This is a genomic window from Burkholderia sp. LFS061, assembly GCF_047978125.1.
GTDB lineage: Bacteria > Pseudomonadota > Gammaproteobacteria > Burkholderiales > Burkholderiaceae > Burkholderia > Burkholderia pyrrocinia_C.
Genome location: NZ_JBFPFS010000068.1, coordinates 1 through 19,138 on the forward strand (window position 1 = coordinate 1; position 19,138 = coordinate 19,138).

Below are 19,138 nucleotides of genomic sequence, written 5' to 3' on the forward strand. Positions count from 1 at the left end.
GCCGACCACACCGCCCGCGCCGCCGCCGGCCAGCCAGCGGCGCCAGCGCGAGGCGCGACGCGGCGCGACATGCAGCCCGTCGCCGGAATCGACCGGCGCCGGCTGCGCGAGGGCCGCGCGAATGCGCCCGGCATCGAACGGCGGTGCCCGAAAACGCACGCCCGTCGCGTCGTACAGCGCGTTCGCGATCGCCGCCGCGGCCGGTGCCGCCGCCTGTTCGATCCGGCGTGCATCGTACGCGGACAACTCGCCGCGCGCGCGATGCGCCGCGTCGTCGAACGCAGCCAGTTCATGCGCGATCGCGTCCGGCTGCGCACCGGTATCGGTCTCGTCATGCGCAGGCCGCGCGGACAACCGCGCACCCATCACGCGCGAAATCGCCGCCTCGATCTGCCATGCGGGCAAACCGGCCATCGATGCGTCGCCCGGTTTGCCCGCACCTTGTCCAGCCACGACGCGCCGCACCGCGACATCGCCCGTCGCGCGGTCGACATCGAGATCGACGACCCATGCGGACCAGCGCGTGTCGCCATCACGTGCGAAATCTGCTGCCGGTGGTTCGTCGCCGGACGGCGTGGCACGCACGCCGGCGCCGTCGAATGCGAAGCCGCGACCGCTGACACGCGAACGCGCGTTCGCGTCGGCCGCGACCGGCGCGCCCCATGCGGCGCGTTCGCTGACCATCCGGATAATCTCGCGCGGCCCCGCATCCCGCTCTGCATCGAGATGCTGCAGGCGCAACGCGACCGGGTCGCGTCGCAACGCGCCCGCGAGTTCGTCGACGAAGGATTCGCGGGCGAACACGTGCGCATGGCCGGGAATTGCGCGATCGGCGTCGGCCAATTCGATCGACGTCTGCGCGTGCCGGTAGACGAACGGCGCCGCAGGGCCGGCATCCGTGCCCTCGGCCGTCGAACCGCGAAGATCGTCCGCTACCGCACCGGAGGCTTGCGCGCGATAGCGCCAGCTCGTCATCCGCCCGTCGGGCGCGGTCCGCGTTTCGACATCGAGCGATGCGTGCGTGCGCGTATCGCCGACCGGCCATTCGTAGCGTGCGCGATGCGTATTCGATACGTCGGCGCTGCCTTCGTCGCGCGGCTCGTGCGTCGTCACGCGCTCCTGCTCGACCGGCGGGCTCAGGTCATGCTTCATCGCCGTCCCGCAGATAGCGTGCGGCGCGATGCACGGCCCGGATGATCTCCAGGTGCGTGCCGCAGCGGCACAGGTTGAAACGCAGCGCATCGCGGATCGCCGCATCGTCCGGCGCGGGGTTGCGGTCGAGCAGCGCCTTCGTGCTCATGATCATCCCGTTCAGGCAATAACCGCATTGCGCGGCCTGCTCGTCGATGAACGCGCGCTGGATCGGATGCGGCGCATCGCGCGACCCGAGCCCTTCCAGCGTCGTGACGTCGCGCCCGCTTGCGGCGGCGGCCGGCACCACGCACGAACGCGTCGCCTGCCCGTCGACGAGCACCGTGCACGCGCCGCACTGCCCGAGCCCGCAGCCGTATTTCGGGCCGTTGAGCGCGCAGTCGTTGCGCAGGACCAGCAGCAGCGGCGCGTCGGGCGCGGCTTCGTCGAAAGTGTACGGCGTGCCGTTCACGCGAAACGCCAGCGGCCGCGACGGAGAAGCGGGATGGGACATGAATGGATCCGGAATGCGGCGTGCGGGCCGAGGGCCGGCCGGCGGCGGGCACTGCCGCTGGCCGGCACCCGCCGGCGCACGCCTGACGACATATAACACGCCGAAAAACACGGGTTCCGGCGCATCGATCCCCGCGATGGCGAAGCGCCGGCCGGCGCGGGAATCGCGTGCGCGTCAGGCCGCGGCCGCCACGTTGTTGCGCGACGGCGAGACGAGCGGCACGTCGAACACGTCGTAGCCGAACACCCAGGACGGATCCTCGTTCGTGCGCAGCCACGTGTTGTTGTGCGACACGAGCTGCACCTTCGACGCGCGCGCTGCGCGATTCGCCTCGTACAGCGCGAACGCGCCAGCGTAGTCGCTCGCGCCAACCTCGTCGAGACAGCGCGCGAGCATCGCCGCATCCTCGATCGCCATCGCCGCGCCCTGCGCCATGTGCGGCTTCATCGGATGGCATGCGTCGCCGAGCAGCACGAGCCGGCCGCGGCTCCACAGCGGCAGCGGATCGCGTTCGAGCAGCGGCCACTTGGTGATCGACGGCGACACGTCGATCAGGTGCTGGATGTCGGCGTGGAAACCCGCGAACGCGTCGCGCATCTCGTCGCGGCTGCTGTCGACCATCGACACGCCTTCGGGCCATTCGGCCTGCGGCACACCGGTCACGTAGTAATACTCGTCGCGCTTCTCGGTCACGTAGTAGACCATCATGTGGCGATCCTCCGACCACCACTTCACGCACATGTCGTACGGCTTGTTGCCGAGCAGCGATGCCGGGAACACCGCGCGGTGCGCGACATAACCCGTGTAGCGCGGCGGCTCCGCGCCGAGCAGGTGCTCGCGGATCCGCGAATTCACGCCGTCCGCGCCGATCACGATGTCGGCCGTCTCGACGCTGCCGTCGGAGAACGTCAGGCGCACCGCGTCGCCGGTGTCCTCCACCGCCGCGAGCCGCTTGCCGAAGCGGATCGTGCCCGGCGTCACCGCCTGCGTCATCAATGCGTGGAAATCGCCGCGATGCACGGTCAGGTAGCTCGCGCCGTAGGTCTTGCGCGCGTAGTCGCCGAGCGGGATCTGCGCGAGCACGTCGGCCGTCTGCCAGTCCCGGCTGTACCAGAAATCCGGATGCGAACCCATCGTGTTCAGCGCGTCCTCGCAGCCGATGCGCCGCATGATCTTCATCACGTTCGGGCCGAGGTGGATGCCCGCGCCGAGGCGCGAGAACGCCGGCGCCTGCTCGTACAGCGCGACGTCGTAGCCGCCGCGCTGAAGCAGCGCCGCGGCGGCCGTGCCGCCGAGACCGGCGCCGATGATTGCGATACGGGGTGTGCTCATGCGGATCTCCTGATCGTGAGCCCGTCGCCTGACGCGGCGCGAGAACGGGCGGATTGAATGGCGTTTATTTAGCGTACACACTCAATTTATTCAGGACAAGCGGATTGTTGATCGCTGCAATCGCATTCGGGAAAACACCGATAATTACTCGAATATCCACGTACTCAAACGCTCAACACGTGCCGAGCATCATTTTGATCCATTGCCATTTTCAAATGTACACACTAGACTCTGCTCGAAATCCGGCGATCTCGCGCCAGCGTGCCGCCTCACCCTTACCGACACGGAGCCTCCCGTCATGAGCAAGACCTACCGCATCGGCCAGATCGTGCCGAGTTCCAACACGACGATGGAAACCGAGATCCCCGCGATGCTGCGGTTGCGCGAAACGATCCGCCCCGAGCGCTTCACGTATCACTCGAGCCGGATGCGGATGAAGAAGGTCGTCAAGGAGGAACTGGCGGCAATGGATGCCGAATCCGACCGCTGCGCGGTCGAACTGAGCGACGCGCGCGTCGACGTGCTCGGCTATGCGTGCCTCGTCGCGATCATGGCGATGGGACACGGCTACCACCGCGTGTCGCAGGCGCGCCTGACGAAGCACACGGCCGACAACGGCGCGCAGGCGCCGGTGCTGACGAGCGCGGGTGCGCTCGTCGACGCGCTGAAGGTGATCGGCGCGAAGCGCATCGTCGTCGTCGCGCCGTACATGTTGCCGCTGACCGAACTCGTGGTCGACTACATCCGCAACGAAGGCTTCGAAGTGCTCGGCTACCGCGCGCTGGAAATTCCCGACAACCTCGACGTCGGCCGTCACGATCCGGCGCGCCTGCCCGACATCGTGAAAACGCTGCCGTACCAGGACGCCGACGCGATCGTGCTGTCCGCGTGCGTGCAGATGCCGTCGCTGCCGGCCGTCGCGAAGGTCGAGGCGATGACGGGCAAGCCGGTGATCACGGCCGCGATCGCGACCACCTACGCGATGCTGCGCGAGCTCGACCTCGAGCCGGTCGTGCCCGGCGCCGGCGCGCTGCTGTCCGGCGCGTACTGAACGCGGCCCTTCCAACGGAGTCCATTCATGCCCTCGACTTTCCTGTACGGCGCGAACATCCGCGCGAACGGCATCCGCCAGCACTACCTGCGCTACGGCGGCGCGACCGGCGCGCGCGCATCGCGCCCTGCGATCGTGCTGATTCCCGGCATCACCAGCCCCGCGATCACCTGGGGTTTCGTCGGTGGGACATTCGGCGCGGCATTCGACACCTATGTGCTCGACGTGCGCGGCCGCGGGCTGTCGGAAGCATCGCCGTCGCTCGACTACAGCCTCGATGCGCAGGCCGACGACGTCGCGGCGCTCGTCGCCGCGCTCGGCCTGCCGCGCACGAGCCTCGTCGGCCATTCGATGGGCGCGCGGATCGCCGCGCGCGCGGCGCGGCGCGGCATCCGCGGGCTCGCATCCGTCGTGCTCGTCGATCCGCCCGTGTCGGGCCCGAACCGCCGCGACTATCCGGGCAAGCTGCCGTGGTACATCGACTCGATGGCGCTCGCGCGCGCCGGCACCGACGCCGAAGGCATGCGCGCGTTCTGCCCGACCTGGACCGATGCCGAACTGCAGTTGCGCGCCGAGTGGCTGCATACCTGCGACGAGCGCGCGGTACGCGCGAGCTACGAAGGATTCCATACCGACGATTTCCACGCGGACGCCACACAACTGGCCGTGCCATCGCTGCTGATCACGGCCGAACGCGGCGACGTGGTGCGCGACGACGATGTCGCGGAACTGCAGCGCGCGATGCCGTCGATGCGGCATGTGCGCGTGCCCGACGCCGGCCACATGATCCCGTGGGACAACGCGCCGGGCTTCTACGCGGCGTTCGGCAGCTTTCTCGGCGCGCCGCTCGCGGCCTGATCCCCTTTCCCTCACGCCCTTACCGGAGCCGACGATGCCAGTCAGCGACACCCAACTGATCGACGCGTGGAAGCAGGTGCTCACGCTGTCGCGCCTCGAACCGGGCCAGACCGTCACGATCCTGACGAGCGCGGCCACCCACCCGCAGACGCTGTCGTGCGCGCTGATCGCGACGCAATCGATGGGCGCGATCGTCAACCGGCTCGACCTGCCGCCGGTGAACGGCGAGAAAGCGTTCAGCCGCGACCCGCTCGCGTATCTCGGCACGACGCCGCTGACCGGCAACAAGGCCGCGATCGCCGCGCTGCGCGAGAGCGACCTCGTGCTCGACCTGATGACGCTGCTGTTCTCGCCCGAGCAGCACGAGATCCTGAAGTCGGGCACGAAGATCCTGCTCGCGGTCGAGCCGCCCGAAGTGCTCGTGCGGATGGTGCCGACGCCGGCCGACCGCACGCGCGTGCTCGCCGCCGCGAAGCACATCGCCGCCGCCCGCGAGATGCGCGTGACGTCGGCGGCCGGCACCGCGCTCACCTGCCCGCTCGGCGACTTCCCGCCGACCGCCGAATACGGCTTCGTCGACGCGCCCGGCCGCTGGGATCACTGGCCGAGCGGCTTCGCGCTGACCTACCCGAACGACCGCACCGCACACGGCACGATCGTGATCGATCGCGGCGACATCCTGCTGCCGCAGAAGCACTACGTAAGCGAGCCGATCGCGCTGACCGTCGAAGGCGGTTACGCAACGCGCATCGAAGGCGGCGTCGACGCCGACCTGCTGCGCGACTACATGGAGACCTTCGCCGACCCCGAAGGTTATGCGATCTCGCATATCGGCTGGGGACTGCAGCCGCGCGCGCGCTGGTCGACGCTCGGGCTGTACGACCGCGAGGCGACAATCGGGATGGACGCGCGCGCGTTCGAAGGCAACTTCCTGTTCTCGCTCGGGCCGAACAACGAAGGCGGCGGCAACCGCACGACCACCTGCCACATCGACATCCCGCTGCGCCGCTGCACGGTCGAACTCGACGGCGCAACCGTCGTGCGCGACGGCCGCGTGACCGATCAACCCGCGTGACCGACGAGCGCCCGACACCATGAACGATCTTTCCCACCACGCCGAAGCGAACGTCTATCGCCAGCAGGGTTTCGGCACGCCGCTGCCGCCGCACGGCAACATCGGCCTGCTGATCGTCGACTTCGTGGTCGGCTTCGCCGATCCCGCGACGTTCGGCGGCGGCAACATCGCACCGGCGATCGCGCGCACGACGCACGCGCTTGCGCTCGCGCGCGAACGCGGCTGGCCCGTCGCACACAGCCGCATCGTGTATGCGGACGACGGCAGCGACGACAACGTGTTCTCGCTGAAGGTACCCGGTATGGCGACGCTGACCGAGCACCATCCGAACAGCGCGATCGTGCCCGAGCTCACGCCCGCGGCCGGCGAACTCGTCGTGCGCAAGACCGTGCCGTCGGCGTTCTTCGGCACGCAGCTCAGCCCCTGGCTCGCGCAGCGCGCGGTGCAGACGCTGCTCGTCGCCGGCGCCGTGACGAGCGGCTGCGTGCGCGCCAGCGTGGTCGATGCGATGTCGCACGGGTTCCGTCCGCTCGTGCTCGCCGATTGCGTCGGCGATCGCGCGATCGCGCCGCACGACGCGAACCTGTTCGACATGCAGCAGAAATACGCGGCCGTGATGCCGCTCGACGACGCGATCGCGGCAATCGACGCCGTGCACGCACACGCGCGCTGAATCGCGACGGATCGCGGGCGGCGCATGCGTCGCCCGCGATTGACGCTGCGCTTTTGGCGGCCTAGATTGGCCTGACGCGCGCCGCCCGAACCCTCTCCGACACAACCGTCGCCGGCCGCGCCGCTCCCGACAGGACACCTTCCCCGTGAACCGTTCCGAATTGCTCGTGCGCGACGGCTGCCTGACCGTGATCCGCCCGCCCGCGCCGCCCGTCAAGCCGGCGCCCGGCCAGCCGGGCAGCCTGTCGTCCTACGTGCCGGCGCTGCCCGAAGTCTTCGTCGCGATTCTCGACGATGGCCGCATCCTCGCGTTCAACGGACACGTCGATCTCGGCACCGGCATCCGCACGTCGCTCGCACAGATCGTCGCCGAGGAACTCGACGTGCCGGCCGCGCGCGTGACGATGGTGCTCGGCGACACGGCCGCGACACCGAACCAGGGCCCGACCATCGCGAGCGCGACGATCCAGATTTCCGCGACGCCGCTGCGCTGCGCGGCCGCGCAGACACGCCACGCACTGCTGGCGCTCGCCGCCGAGCGGTTCGGTGTCGACGTGGCGCGGCTGGTTATCGACGACGGGACCATTTCGGCGGACGGGCAAACGGCGAGTTTTGCGGCGCTCGTCGCCGCGCATCGCATCGCGCTGACGCTGGACCTGAACACGCGCACGAAGGATCCCGTGCTGTACCGGATCGTCGGCAAGTCGTCGCCGCGCGTCGACCTGCCCGCGAAAGCGACCGGCCAGCTCACGTTCGTGCACGACATGCGCGTGCCGGGCATGCTGCACGGCCGTGTCGTGCGGCCGCCGTATGCGGGCCACGACAGCGGCCCGTTCGTCGGCACCTCGCTCGTCGACGTCGATCGCGCGTCGGTCGCCGACGTGCCGGGGCTGGTGGCCGTCGTCGCGATCGGCGATTTCGTCGGCGTGGTTGCCGAACGCGAGGAACATGCGATCCGCGCGGCTCGCCAGTTGCGCGTGACGTGGCGGCCGCATGCCGCGCTGCCGCCGCTCGACGAGCCGGCCGCTGCCATCGCCGCCGCGCCGGCCAGGCGCCGCGTGCTGCTCGACGAAGGCGATGTCGACGTGGCGCGCGCGCAGCCCGGCACGATCACGCTGTCGCGCACCTATGCGTGGCCGTTCCAGATGCACGGCTCGATCGGCCCATCATGCGCGCTTGCCGACTACCGGGAACCGGGCGACGGCCGGATCACCGTGTGGTCCGGCACGCAGAATCCGGTGTCGCTGCGCTACGACCTCGCGACGCTCGTCGCGCGCGACGAAGCCGATTTCGACGTCGTGCGAATGGAAGCGGCCGGCTGCTACGGCCGCAACGGCGCGGACGACGTGTGCGGCGACGCGCTTCTGCTGTCGCGCGCGGTCGGCCGCCCGGTGCGCGTGCAGTTGTCGCGCGCGGACGAACATCTGTGGGAACCGAAAGGCGCGGGCCAGCTGATGCAGGTGACCGGCACCGTCACGCGCGACGGCCGCCTGCTCGGCTACGACTTCACGACGCGCTATCCGTCGAACGACGCGCCGCTGCTCGCGGCCTTGCTGACCGGCGCGATCGCGCCCGAGCCGCGCGTGTTCGAGATGGGCGACCGTACGGCCGTGTCGCCGTACGCGAGCCCGCATCGCCGCTTCGTCTGCGAGGATCTCGCGCCGCTCGTGCGCGCGTCGTGGCTGCGCGGCGTGTCGGCGTTGCCGAACTCGTTCGCGCACGATGCGTTCGTCGACGAATGCGCGGCGTTGACGGGCGTCGATCCGCTCGCGTTCCGGCTGCGCCATCTGCAGGACCCGCGCGCGACCGAACTGCTGCAGGCCGTGGCCGACCGCGCGGGCTGGACGCCCCGCACGACGGACACGCATCGCGAACACAACGGCGCGCGGCTCGCGCGCGGCCGCGGCGTCGCGTATGCGCGCTACGTGCACAGCCGCTTCCCCGGTTTCGGCGCGGCGTGGTCGGCATGGATCGTCGACCTGAGCGTCGATCGCGTGTCGGGCGAGATACGCATCGAACGCGTGACGGTCGGCCAGGACACAGGCACGATGATCAACCCGGATGGCGTGCGCCATCAAATCCATGGCAACGTGATCCAGGTATTGAGCCGCACGCTGAAGGAGCGCGTGCGGTTCGCGGACGGCAAGGTCGCGTCGCGCGAATGGGCGAGCTATCCGATCCTGACGTTCGCGGAAGTGCCGGACGTCGATGTCGTGCTGATGCCGAGGCAAGGCGAGCCGCCGCTCGGCGCGGGCGAATCGGCGTCGGTGCCGGGCCCTGCCGCGGTCGCGAACGCGTTGTTCGATGCGACCGGCGTGCGGTTCTACGCGCCGCCGTTTACGCCCGAAGCGGTGCGAGCCGCGCTGCGCGAGGCCGGCCGGCTGATGAGTGCCGACGACGCCGCTGCGCCCGCAACCGCCGGCGCGGCATAGGCCCGGCCGGCGCCTCGCGTGCGCATCACGCTTCGCCGTCTTCTTCCATCATCTTGCGCAGCAGGAACTGCAGCGCGACCCGTTCGCCCGGATTGAGCGCGCCATACGTGCGCTCCGTCACCTGCCTCGCGAACGGCACCGTGCGGTCGATCAGCGCGAGGCCGGTCGCGGTCGCGCGCACGATCAGCTTGCGGCCGTCGTTCGGGTCGGGCAGCACCTCGATCAGCGCACGCGTCTTCAGGCGCTCGACGACGCCGCGGATCGTCGCCTGGTCGATCGCGGTCGCCTTGACGATGTCGTTCAGCGAGCACGCCTGGCGTTCCTTGACCGCGCACAGCGTCACGAACTGCGCGGCCGTGAGATCCGAATCGGGGATCGCTTCCTGGAAGATCGACACGTGCCGCTGATACGCGCGGCGCAGCAGATGTCCGACCTGGTCGTGAAAGTCGTAGGAATCCTTGGAAGACGCCATGAAAGTAAAGGCCCGTGCCGCATGCAAGTGAAAGACAAGCAGTGTACACCCTCAATTCGGCACAGCCGGCGGCCGGGCGACCGCTTCATTGCGGTGCATCAGGATTCGCGGCGCCCGGCACGCATCGCGCCTGACGATCGCCTGACAGCGGCGGATCACCGGCCGATGCCGTCGCCGAACGGTCGCCCCGCGCGTCCGAGCCTGCTGCCCCACGTGCATTTGAGCGCTGCGACAAGCTTTCGCGCACACACTTCACTTTTGAGCGCATACGCACGAATTTTGTGCACGCTTTCGCGCGCTCCCAGGCCATTTCCACACGCATTTTCGATCGTCCAAAGCCCTATCAAAAACACGGTTTTTCTCACGCAAACGCTTACCTCCAAGCGGCCGGATTCATGCCTGTGCGATTCGGTATTTTCTAGTGTGTACGCTATTTAATTGCCGTGATATACAGGCTCCAGTGCGCGGCGAAATGTCCTCCCGCGTCGATCGGCCACCCATTCATCCGTCACACTCGAACAGGGGCAATCCCATGTCTACCGCACACCCGAGCGCCGCCGCTTCCCCCGACGACGCGCTCCACGGCAATCTCTATCGCAAGGTCACGCTGCGCCTGATCACCCTCTTCTGCCTGTGCTACTTCGCGGCCTATCTCGACCGCATCAACATCGGGCTCGCGAAACTCCAGATGCTCGACGCACTGAAGTTCAGCGATACCGTGTACGGGCTCGGCGCCGGCCTGTTCTTCGCCGGTTACATCCTGTTCGAAGTCCCAAGCAACCTGGTGCTGCAGCGCGTCGGCGCGAAGCTGTGGATCGCGCGGATCATGATCACGTGGGGCCTGCTGTCGGGTGCGACGATGTTCGTGCACACGCCGATGCAGTTCTACGTCGTGCGCTTCCTGCTCGGCGCCGCCGAAGCCGGCTTCCTGCCGGGCGTGCTGCTGTACCTGACGCAGTGGTATCCCGATGCGCGCCGCGCGCGGATCGTCGCGCTGTTCATGGTCGGCCTGCCGCTGTCGAGCATGATCGGCAGCCCGATCTCCGGCTGGATCATGCGCGCGTTCGACGGCACGCACGGGCTCGGCGGCTGGCAGTGGCTGTTCCTGCTCGAAGCGCTGCCTTCGGTGCTGCTCGGCTTCGCGGTGCTGCGCTGGCTGCCCAACGGCATCGAATCCGCGCAATGGCTGAGCGCGGACGAAAAGCGAGTGCTGCGCACGAATCTCGACGCCGATCCGTCCGGCAACAAGAGCCATGCGCTCGGCAAGGCCTTCTCCGATCCGAAGGTATGGGCGCTCGGCCTGATCGATCTGTGCGTGCTGCTCGGCCTGTATGCGGTGAGCTTCTGGCTACCGACGATCCTGCGCGATACCGGCGTGAAGGACGCGTATCACATCGGCTGGCTGATGGTGATCCCGAATGCCGCAGCCGTGCTCGCCACGCTGTATTGCGGCGCGAGTTCGGATCGTGCGCGCGAACGCCGCTGGCATATCGTCGTACCGTTCATGGTGTCGGCCGTCGCGCTGGCGATCGCGGCCTCGTCGTCGCACGGCACGCTCGGAACGGTATTGCTGTTTTCGCTGATCAACGCGGGCGCGGCCGCCGCGATGCCAGTCGTCTGGGCGTTGCCGTCCACGTTCCTGAAGGGCTCCGCCGCGGCCGGCGGGATCGCGTTCGCGTGCTCGATCGCGAACCTCGGCGGGTTCGGCAGCACCTACTTCATCGGCTGGCTGCGCGACACGTTCCATTCGCAAAGCGCGGGGCTGTATGGCTTCGCCGCGTGCATGCTGGTCGGCTGCGCACTCGCGCTCGCGTATCCGGCAAAGCTCGTGAACCGCTGACGCATCGCGTCGCCTGCCGCAACGCTGTCTTTTTTACACCCGCCCGCGTCAGGCTCGTTCGCCACACGCCCTCCTCGTTTCGCGCCCGCGCCGCCCCCCCCACGCGCGCGGGCGCGGGTTTCCCGCCTCCGTCGACCGCGCAGGCACATCGCTTGCGCCATCCACGCGCCCGCCTCCCCGGCGGACAGCATCCTTCACCCAACCTGCGCTGCGCACCGCGCGAACCAGCGCGGCGTTCCCGCATCGCCAGCAGGTTCCCTGAACGAGAGGACGACATGAAATCAATACGAACACTGGTGGCCCTGTGCTCAGTCATTTCCGTGCTCGCGGCGTGCGGCGGCGACGGCAACGACGTCGGCACCGAACTCGGCATCTCGAAGCCGCAGGCGCGCTTCATCAACGCGGTACCGGCCGGGCCGAACCTCGACTACTACCTGAACGCGAAGATCGACCAGTCGGGCGTCGCGTACAAGGGCGTGACGCGCTATCACGACATCGACTCGGGCACGCAGAACGCGAGCTACGACATCTCTGGCACGACGACGACCATCGCCGCGCAATCGTTCAGCGCGGCGAACGGCCATCACTACACGACGATCGCGCTGCCGAGCAAATCGTCGGCGATTTCCGTCATCGACGATCCGTACAACAAGGGCCTGCTGTCGGACAAGGCGCGCGTGCGCAGCTTCAATGCGTCGCCGAACGCGCAGAACGTCGACGTATATGTCGTTCCGCCCGGCACCGACATCTCGACGCAAAGCCCGACGCTGGCGGGCGCGGCCTACCAGAACGCGGTACCGGCATCGACGCAGGATTCGATCTACCTCAATGGCGGCAGTTATCAGGTGATCGTCACGACGGCCGGGAGCAAAGCACCGATCCTCAAGACCGCGCCGGTCACCATCAACAACAACGCCGACTGGCTGCTCTTGACGATTCCGTCGGGCGGGATCGGCGACGTGACGCCGAACGACATTCACGTGCTCGTTGCACAAGGCAACGACGCCGATACGTCGGCACTGGAGCTGGGCCCGCAGTAAGGGCTCCAAACGGTCGCGGCGGCCGGTGCGGTTGCGCCGGCCGCCGGATGATCTCCAGCCTCGGCGTCAGTCGCCCCGCTCGAAACGGATCACATGCTCGGCGCGCGTGCCGGTGCCGTGCTCGACAGCGATATCGACATCGCCGACATGGCGCACGCGCCAGCCCGGCCGCGTCGCGATCTGCGGCAGGTTGCCGGACGGGCGGCTCTCGATCCCGCCGAACCCTTCGTCGGGCGTATCGACCGCGTCGGCGAGCGATGCATTCGAATAGATCACGTTGTCGTGCCACTCCGATGCGCCCGCGGCCGCTTCCATGCCCTTGCCGTCGACGTCGACCGTGTTGTCGGTCATCGCCATGTTCGCGTTGTCGAGCGTGACGATCCGGCCGGCCGCGCGCCGCACGGGGTCTCCGCTGTCGACCGCGTGCGCGCCGACGTCGATCGGCGGCAGGCCGGTCGGCATTTTCCCCGCGACCGCCTCCGGCGTCAGCGGGCGCCGCGCCACCTCGGCGGCCTGGGTCGCCGCGTCGGGCATGTCGCCGGCCGCCGGCGTCTTTACCGGGCTCTTCTCGATCTGTTCCCGCTGCTTTTGCGGGTCCGCGTTCGATTCCGCATTCTGCATCGCACCTCCTGTCCGGCCGGCGTGCGGCGGCTCGAGCCGGCGCCGCCGGTCCTGGAATCGCTACAACGGTCCTTGCAAATCTTTCATGCGCACCGCCACACACGCGCGCGCCACCCGGCGCACGTGCGAAGCCCGCACGGCACTCGATCCGCGAACGGCGCGCTTGCGCGCCGTCCTCCCAGTCGTTCAGCCGCCCGTCAGCCGCCGCTCGCGCCGCCCGGCGCGGAAGCCGCGCCCGGCATGCTCGCGGCGCTTCCGGCCGCTCCGCTGCCTGGCATGCCCGACGGTGCGGTGGACGGCGCGGCCGACATGCCGCTCGTTGCGCCCGACTCGGAACTCGCCCCGCCGCTGTCGCTCTTCTTCTGGCAACCCGCGCCTGCCGCAAGGCCCGCGATCAGGATGCCGGCGAAGACGGCTCGCGATACATGACGAAATGAATATCGCTGCATGACACCTCCGCTGATGTCGATGTGGATGGAGCCCGCCGACGAGCAATTCGCATGCCCCGCCCGGGCACCGCGGCCGACAGCATTCCATTCATTTTTCAAATGACGCCCAGCCGAATATTTAATTTCCCCTCATCGCGCCGGCCGCCCATACTCGCGAACAAATCCGGGACATAAGGCCCACGGCGGCCGGGCCGGCGCAGCGTGTACATGCTGCCGGTTTCGCGCCCCGCACACGGAAGGAGACAACGGCGTGCAACTGGAAGCCACTCACCGCCCGGGCCTCGTGCCCGGCGCGGACGACGCATCGCATCGAATCGACACGGCCACGCGCGCCCCCGCGCCGAGCCCGCGGCTGCACAACCCCGACCTCGCGCCGACCCAGGCCGAGGGCCGGACCAGGGGCCGCTACAGCAGCTTTGCGCTGTGGACCAACGACGTGCACAACATCGCGAACTACTCGTTCGCGATCGGGCTATTCGCGCTCGGCCTGTCGGGCTGGCAGATGCTCGCGTCGCTCGCGATCGGCGCGGTGCTCGTGTACTGCTTCATGAACCTCACCGGCTACATGGGCCAGAAGACCGGCGTGCCGTTCCCGGTGATCAGCCGGATGAGCTTCGGTATCTACGGCGCGCTGCTGCCCGCGATGATCCGCGCGGTGATCGCGATCGCATGGTTCGGTATCCAGACCTATCTCGCGTCCGTCGTGCTGCGCGTGCTGCTCACCGCGATCTGGCCGGGCCTCGCCGCATTCGACGGGAACGCGATCTTCGGGCTGTCGACGCTCGGCTGGATCACGTTCGTCGCGATCTGGCTCGTGCAGATCGGCATCCTCACGTACGGGATGGAAATGGTCCGCAAGTACGAGGGGCTCGCAGGCCCGGTGATCCTCGTCACGACGCTGTCGCTCGCCGCGTGGATGTTCAGCCGCACCGGCGGCCATCTCGCGATGTCGGTCGGCAAGCCGATGACCGGCCTGAAAACGTGGACGGAAGTCTTCGCGGGCGGTTCGCTGTGGCAAGTTATCTGCCTCGGCTGCGGCGGAATGACCGACCTCGACCGGCAGATCGAGGAATGCACGGGCGTGCCGGTCGTCGACGGCGTATCGGTCGCGCTCGCCGAGTCGCTGGTGCGCCTGAAGCTGAAGACGTCGAAGGTCCGCACGTATGCGCCGCCGCGGCCGAAGCGGATCGTCGGCTGGCCGGGAACCTTCGCAAAATGACGTACCGCCGGCCGGCTGCCGCGTCGCGCTCGCGCTCGGGCTCTGTGCCGCCGGGAGGCGTATCGGCATGCGGGACCCGCTAGCCCCGAACGCCCCGCCCCGCGACGCGTCCGCCGCCACGGACGTGCTCGACGTACTGGATGCACGGCTGATGCGCATCCTGCTCGTGCTGCTGACCGAGCGCACCGTGTCGCGTGCGGCCGTGCGCCTGAACATGTCGCAACCGGCGACGAGCGCCGCGCTCAAGCGCCTGCGCACGCTGCTCGGCGATCCGCTGCTCGTGCGCAGCCGCTACGGGATGGTGCCGACCGAGTTCGGCGCGCGGCTGATCGAACCGCTGCGCAACGCGCTGCGCGTGATCGACTTCATCCGCATCCAGCAACCGACATTCGACGCGCGCACGTCGGTGCGCACCTACCGGATCGGCTGCCCCGACTATCTGAACGTGCTGTTCGTGCCGAAGCTCGTCGCGCTGTTCCGCGAGCGCGCGCCGAACGCGCAGCTCGTGTTCCATCCGCTCGGCGACGGCTTCGACGACGAGCGCGCACTCGCCGACGGCGAACTCGACGTCGTGATCGACAATCGCCCGGCCCGCTCGTCGCGGTTCCGGCAGGACGACCTGTTCGACGACCGCGTCGTATGCCTGATGCGCGCGACGCACCCGCTCGCGCGGCGCGGCGCGACGACAACCGCCGATTTCGCGGCAGCGCCGCAGCTGTGCCCGACGCCGTCGTGGCTCGAAGCGTCCGGCGCGATCGATCGGCAGCTCGAACGCGTGGGCCTGCAGCGGCGAATCGTCGTCACGCTGCCGCACTTCGAACTCGCCGCGCATGCGCTCGTGCGCTCCGACATGATCCTGACCACCACGTACCGGCTCGCACGGCACTACGCGAAGCTGCTGCCGCTCGCCGCCGTCGCGCTGCCGGTCGAACCGCCCGATATCGTGTACCGGATGACATGGAACGAATCGGGATCGTGCGTCGAAGGCGTGCGCTGGCTGCGCGCGCTGATCGCCGAAGCGACGCGCGGCTGGCTCGACACCGAGGCCGCGCTGCCGGCGGTTGCAGCGGTTGCGGCCATCCAGGCGGCCGACGCGCCCGCCGCCCCTGCGTCCGATACGTCGCGCTCGCCCGTGCGGCGTCGCGCCACGCACTGCGGCGGCACGCGCGGGGCGCCCATCGCACGCGCGACGCGTTCGCATCGCTCGACAACGAAGCCGCACTGAATGCAGCGCGGCGGCGCCCGCTGTAAGCCCCGTCCTATTTACTCGCGGCGAACGCGCTATGCACAATGACGGCATTCGAAATGCGTCATCCGGAATCCGAGGGCATGCCGATGAAAACCTACCTGATTGCCGTGGCCGCACCGGTCGTGCTGCTGGCCTACTCTCCCGCGTTCGCCGACACGCAGGATTGCGCGACGCGCATCCGCGCGCTGCAGACGCAGATCGACCATGCGAAGCGGTTCGGCAATACGCAACAACTGATGCGCCAGCAGATCGCACTCGCGCAGGTCGAGGAAAACTGCACGGACGCCGGCCAGCTTTCGCGTGCCGAACGCAACGTGCAGGACAAGCAGCGCGACGTCGAACAGGCTCGTGGCGACGTGCGGGACGCGCAGGCGCGCGTGCGCGAAGCCGAGGCGCACGGCGACGCGCGCAAGGTCGAGAAGGCCCGGCGCAAGCTCGCGGACAAGCAGGACAAGCTGCGCGAAGCGACGCGCGACCTGCACGATGCCGAAGCCGATCGCAATGCGTTGAAGGGTTGACGGAACGCGCGAGCCTGACGGATCGATCGGCGCGCCCCCCTGCGCGGCGACCGCGAAGCATGCCCAAAACGCTCCGCTACGCATCGCGCATCGGTTGCGCAAGCAACTTGTATGCTGCGACTGACGTAACGAGCGCGAGCACGCCGCTCACCGTGAGCGCATCGGCAAACCCGCTCGCGAACGCGACGGGCGCCGCCTGTGCGAGCGCGCCGGCCGCCGACGGCGGCACGCGATCGAGCGCCTGCGCCAGATCGCCTGCCAGCAGGCTCGACATGAACGGCGCATCGGCGAACGCGCGCAGGCCGGGCGCGGCGGACAGCAGCCGGTCGAGCCGCGCGTGCGTGCTCGCCGCCAGCACCGCACCGAGCACGCCGACGGCCGTCACGATCGCCGAGAAGCGCGTCGTCGTGCTGATGCCCGACGCCATGCCCGTGCGGTGCGGCGGCACGCACGCCATGATCGCCTTCTGCGTATCGCCGTTCATGATCCCTGCGCCGCAACCCGTCACGAACATGCCGATCGCGACGAGCCGGTAGTCGCCGCTGGCGGTCAGCGCCGCGGTCGCGAGGTTGCCCGCGCCGATCAGCGCAAGCCCGCCCGCCAGCACGCCGCCGGACGACACGCGCGCGGCAAGCGCCGCGCCGAGCGACGGCCCGGCGATCATCGCGAACGCGAACGGCAGCATCCCTAGGCCCGCGTCGATCGCCGACATCCCGAACGCGTTCTGCAGGTAGAGCGGCAGGAACGTCATCATCACCTGTGCGCACGCCGCATAGCCGAACATCGCGAGCACGGCGCCGACGAAGCGCGGCTGGCGGAACAGCGCGAGATCGATCATCGGCCGCGCCTGCCAGCGCTCGGCGCCGATGAACGCGGCAAACAGCGCGGCGGCGAGCGCGAGCCGGCCGAGCGTCGCGGCCGACAGCCAGCCGTGCGACGGCGCGCCGATCAGCGCCGCGATCGCGCACGCGAGCGCCGCGCCGAACAGCAGGCTGCCCGCGGCGTCCACGCGTTTCGCGTGCGGATCGCGCGATTCGTCGATCGCGGCGCGCGCGCCGATCGCCAGCAGCGCACACACCGGCAGGTTCAGCAGGAATACCCAGCGCCAGCCGATCCATTGCGTGATCGCGCCGCCGACGAGCGGCGCGATCGCCGTCGCGATCCCCATGCACATCCCCCAGATCGCCCACGCGCGCGCCCGTTCGCGGCCATCCGGAAAGCGGTTCGCGATCACCGCGAGCGCGGCCGTCAGCAGCAGCGCGGCGCCGCCGCCCTTCAGCGCGCGCGCGGCGATCAGCCAGCCGACCGAAGGCGCGATGCCGCAGCCGAGTGACGCGAGAGAAAAAAGCGCGAGCCCCGCGCCCAGCATCCGCTTGCGCCCGAAGCGGTCGGCGAGCCCGCCGGCCGGCAACAGGCAAGCGGCGAACGCGGTCATGTACGCGCTGACGACCCATTCGATATCGGCGAAGCTCGCGTGAAAACCGCGCGCGATGCTCGGCAGCGACACGGCGACGACGTTCGTATCGAGCACGATCAGCGAACAGGTCGCCGACGCAACGGCAAGCGTCGCGGCGGCCGGCATGCGGGCGCCCGCGTGCGGGGCGGCGGTCGCGCGCGACGCCGGTGAGGACTGGGACATCGGCAACTCCTGAGCAGGATGAACGAGCCGTATGCTAGGCTTTCCCGGTATTGCCTGTCATTGACACTCCGATGCTGTTTTATTGACGAAAATTGCAATCATGGACCGGCTCGAATTCCGTCACGTGCGCGCATTCCTGAGCGTCGCGCAGCACCTGCATTTCGCCCGTGCGGCCGAAGCACTGGACATGGCGCCGCCCGCGCTCACGCGGCAGATCCAGGAAGCCGAACGCGTGCTTGGCGTGCGGCTCTTTCACAGGTCGCGCCGCGCGGTCACGCTGAGCGCGGCCGGCGAAGCCTATCTCGCCGAGGCAAGCGCCGCATTCGAGCACCTGCAGCGCGGCCGCGAACTCGCCGCGCTGGCCGAGCGCGGCGAACTCGGCCGGATCGAGATCGGCTACGTATCGTCCGCCGTCTATTCGGGCACGCTGCAGCGCACGGTCGGTGCGTTCCGCGCCGCACACCCGCGCATCGAGCTGAACCTGCGCGAAGTGCCGATGGACGACGTCGCGAACCAGCTCGACGCGGGCCGGCTCGACCTCGCGTACGTGCGCCCGCCGCTGCCGCTGCCCGGCGGCCTGCGGATCGTCACGCTGCAGCGCGACGTGTTCGTCGCGGCCGTGCCGGCCGATTCGCGCTACGCATCGATGGCGGCCGTGCGCGCGGCCGACCTCGCCGACGCGCGCTTCGCGGTACCGGAACAGGAGCTCGGCACGCTCGAAGTCGCACGCCGCGGCCGCTTCGCGCCGGTGATCGCCGCGCGGCCGGGCGGCTTGCTCGCAGTGCTCGCGTGCGTGTCCGTGAACGGCTGGGTCGCCGTGATTCCCGATGCGCTGGCCGGTTGCGTGTCGCTGCCGGGCGTCGTGTACCGGCCGATCGCCGGCAAGCCGATCATGTCGGAGCTCGCGCTCGCACATCGGCGGTTCGAAAAGGCGCCGGCGGTGCGGGCATTCCTGCGCACGGTTTCGCCAGCCGCGTAAGCCGCCCGCGCGCGTCGGGCGTCGTGAGCGGCCACCCCGGCCGCCGC

Annotated in this window: 17 protein-coding genes and 1 pseudogene; 11 read left to right on the forward strand and 7 right to left on the reverse strand. The window is 69.2% G+C overall.

The features are described from left to right. The 3 genes and pseudogenes from ACNQQL_RS33755 to ACNQQL_RS33765 all read right to left on the reverse strand — a co-directional run. A pseudogene (locus tag ACNQQL_RS33755) lies at positions 1-1,152 on the reverse strand (cytochrome C); the annotation flags it as partial. Continuing rightward, positions 1,142-1,645 (reverse strand): (2Fe-2S)-binding protein, encoded by a 504-nt coding sequence (locus ACNQQL_RS33760; protein ID WP_347068748.1) that lies wholly within the window; start codon positions 1,643-1,645, stop codon positions 1,142-1,144. The pseudogene ACNQQL_RS33755 and the gene ACNQQL_RS33760, both read right to left, overlap by 11 nt. A 174-nt stretch (positions 1,646-1,819) precedes the next feature. Then, on the reverse strand, positions 1,820-2,977 hold the full coding sequence (locus tag ACNQQL_RS33765) for an FAD-dependent monooxygenase (RefSeq protein WP_034179865.1): 1,158 nt from the start codon (positions 2,975-2,977) through the stop codon (positions 1,820-1,822). Positions 2,978-3,275: 298 nt separating this feature from the next. Between ACNQQL_RS33765 and ACNQQL_RS33770 the strand changes: the two genes are divergently transcribed. From ACNQQL_RS33770 to ACNQQL_RS33790, 5 genes are all read left to right on the forward strand, one after another. Next, positions 3,276-4,028 (forward strand): Asp/Glu racemase, encoded by a 753-nt coding sequence (locus ACNQQL_RS33770; protein WP_174383892.1) that lies wholly within the window; start codon positions 3,276-3,278, stop codon positions 4,026-4,028. Between the two features lie 27 nt (positions 4,029-4,055). After that, on the forward strand, positions 4,056-4,886 hold the full coding sequence (locus tag ACNQQL_RS33775) for an alpha/beta hydrolase (RefSeq protein ID WP_347068751.1): 831 nt from the start codon (positions 4,056-4,058) through the stop codon (positions 4,884-4,886). A gap of 34 nt (positions 4,887-4,920) precedes the next feature. Beyond that, entirely contained in the window at positions 4,921-5,961 is a 1,041-nt protein-coding gene (locus ACNQQL_RS33780) for a 2,5-dihydroxypyridine 5,6-dioxygenase (RefSeq protein WP_347068753.1), read from the forward strand. 19 nt (positions 5,962-5,980) lie between these two features. Next, positions 5,981-6,634 carry an isochorismatase family protein gene (locus ACNQQL_RS33785; protein WP_347068755.1) on the forward strand — a complete coding sequence of 218 codons (654 nt, stop codon included), beginning with the start codon at positions 5,981-5,983 and terminating at the stop codon, positions 6,632-6,634. Positions 6,635-6,779: 145 nt separating this feature from the next. Further along, positions 6,780-9,065: a xanthine dehydrogenase family protein molybdopterin-binding subunit gene (locus ACNQQL_RS33790; RefSeq protein WP_347068757.1), complete on the forward strand. Its 2,286-nt coding sequence runs from the start codon at positions 6,780-6,782 to the stop codon at positions 9,063-9,065. Positions 9,066-9,090: 25 nt separating this feature from the next. Here the strand turns inward: ACNQQL_RS33790 and ACNQQL_RS33795 are convergent, their stop codons facing one another. Then, positions 9,091-9,537 (reverse strand): MarR family winged helix-turn-helix transcriptional regulator, encoded by a 447-nt coding sequence (locus ACNQQL_RS33795; protein WP_096474695.1) that lies wholly within the window; start codon positions 9,535-9,537, stop codon positions 9,091-9,093. A 532-nt stretch (positions 9,538-10,069) separates the two neighbouring features. On the opposite strand from ACNQQL_RS33795, the gene ACNQQL_RS33800 reads away from it, so the two are divergent. Together ACNQQL_RS33800 and ACNQQL_RS33805 are read left to right on the forward strand one after the other, a co-directional pair. Beyond that, positions 10,070-11,377: an MFS transporter gene (locus tag ACNQQL_RS33800; protein WP_347068759.1), complete on the forward strand. Its 1,308-nt coding sequence runs from the start codon at positions 10,070-10,072 to the stop codon at positions 11,375-11,377. 275 nt (positions 11,378-11,652) lie between these two features. After that, entirely contained in the window at positions 11,653-12,417 is a 765-nt protein-coding gene (locus ACNQQL_RS33805; protein WP_072436491.1) for a DUF4397 domain-containing protein, read from the forward strand. 66 nt (positions 12,418-12,483) lie between these two features. Here ACNQQL_RS33805 and ACNQQL_RS33810 read toward each other — a convergent pair whose 3' ends face one another. Together ACNQQL_RS33810 and ACNQQL_RS33815 are read right to left on the reverse strand one after the other, a co-directional pair. Further along, complete coding sequence (locus ACNQQL_RS33810; protein ID WP_347068761.1) at positions 12,484-13,038, reverse strand: DUF3005 domain-containing protein; 555 nt, start codon at positions 13,036-13,038, stop codon at positions 12,484-12,486. Positions 13,039-13,235: 197 nt separating this feature from the next. Continuing rightward, positions 13,236-13,487 carry a hypothetical protein gene (locus tag ACNQQL_RS33815; RefSeq protein ID WP_177318337.1) on the reverse strand — a complete coding sequence of 84 codons (252 nt, stop codon included), beginning with the start codon at positions 13,485-13,487 and terminating at the stop codon, positions 13,236-13,238. A 250-nt stretch (positions 13,488-13,737) separates the two neighbouring features. Here ACNQQL_RS33815 and ACNQQL_RS33820 point away from each other — a divergent pair, with 250 nt between their 5' ends. The 3 genes from ACNQQL_RS33820 (at position 13,738) to ACNQQL_RS33830 (ending at position 16,473) form a co-directional block, all read left to right on the forward strand. Then, a complete protein-coding gene (locus tag ACNQQL_RS33820; RefSeq protein WP_347068764.1) occupies positions 13,738-14,706 on the forward strand; it encodes a cytosine permease in 969 nt (322 codons plus the stop codon). Between the two features lie 67 nt (positions 14,707-14,773). Then, positions 14,774-15,931 (forward strand): LysR family transcriptional regulator, encoded by a 1,158-nt coding sequence (locus tag ACNQQL_RS33825; RefSeq protein WP_347068766.1) that lies wholly within the window; start codon positions 14,774-14,776, stop codon positions 15,929-15,931. A gap of 104 nt (positions 15,932-16,035) precedes the next feature. Beyond that, complete coding sequence (locus ACNQQL_RS33830) at positions 16,036-16,473, forward strand: DUF1090 domain-containing protein (protein ID WP_347068768.1); 438 nt, start codon at positions 16,036-16,038, stop codon at positions 16,471-16,473. Between the two features lie 76 nt (positions 16,474-16,549). On the opposite strand, the gene ACNQQL_RS33835 is transcribed toward ACNQQL_RS33830, so the two are convergent. Further along, a complete protein-coding gene (locus tag ACNQQL_RS33835; protein ID WP_347068770.1) occupies positions 16,550-18,112 on the reverse strand; it encodes an MFS transporter in 1,563 nt (520 codons plus the stop codon). Positions 18,113-18,212: 100 nt separating this feature from the next. Here ACNQQL_RS33835 and ACNQQL_RS33840 point away from each other — a divergent pair, with 100 nt between their 5' ends. Continuing rightward, positions 18,213-19,091, forward strand: coding sequence for a LysR family transcriptional regulator (locus tag ACNQQL_RS33840; protein WP_204422675.1), 879 nt, complete (start codon positions 18,213-18,215; stop codon positions 19,089-19,091). The last annotated feature ends 47 nt before the right edge of the window (positions 19,092-19,138 follow it).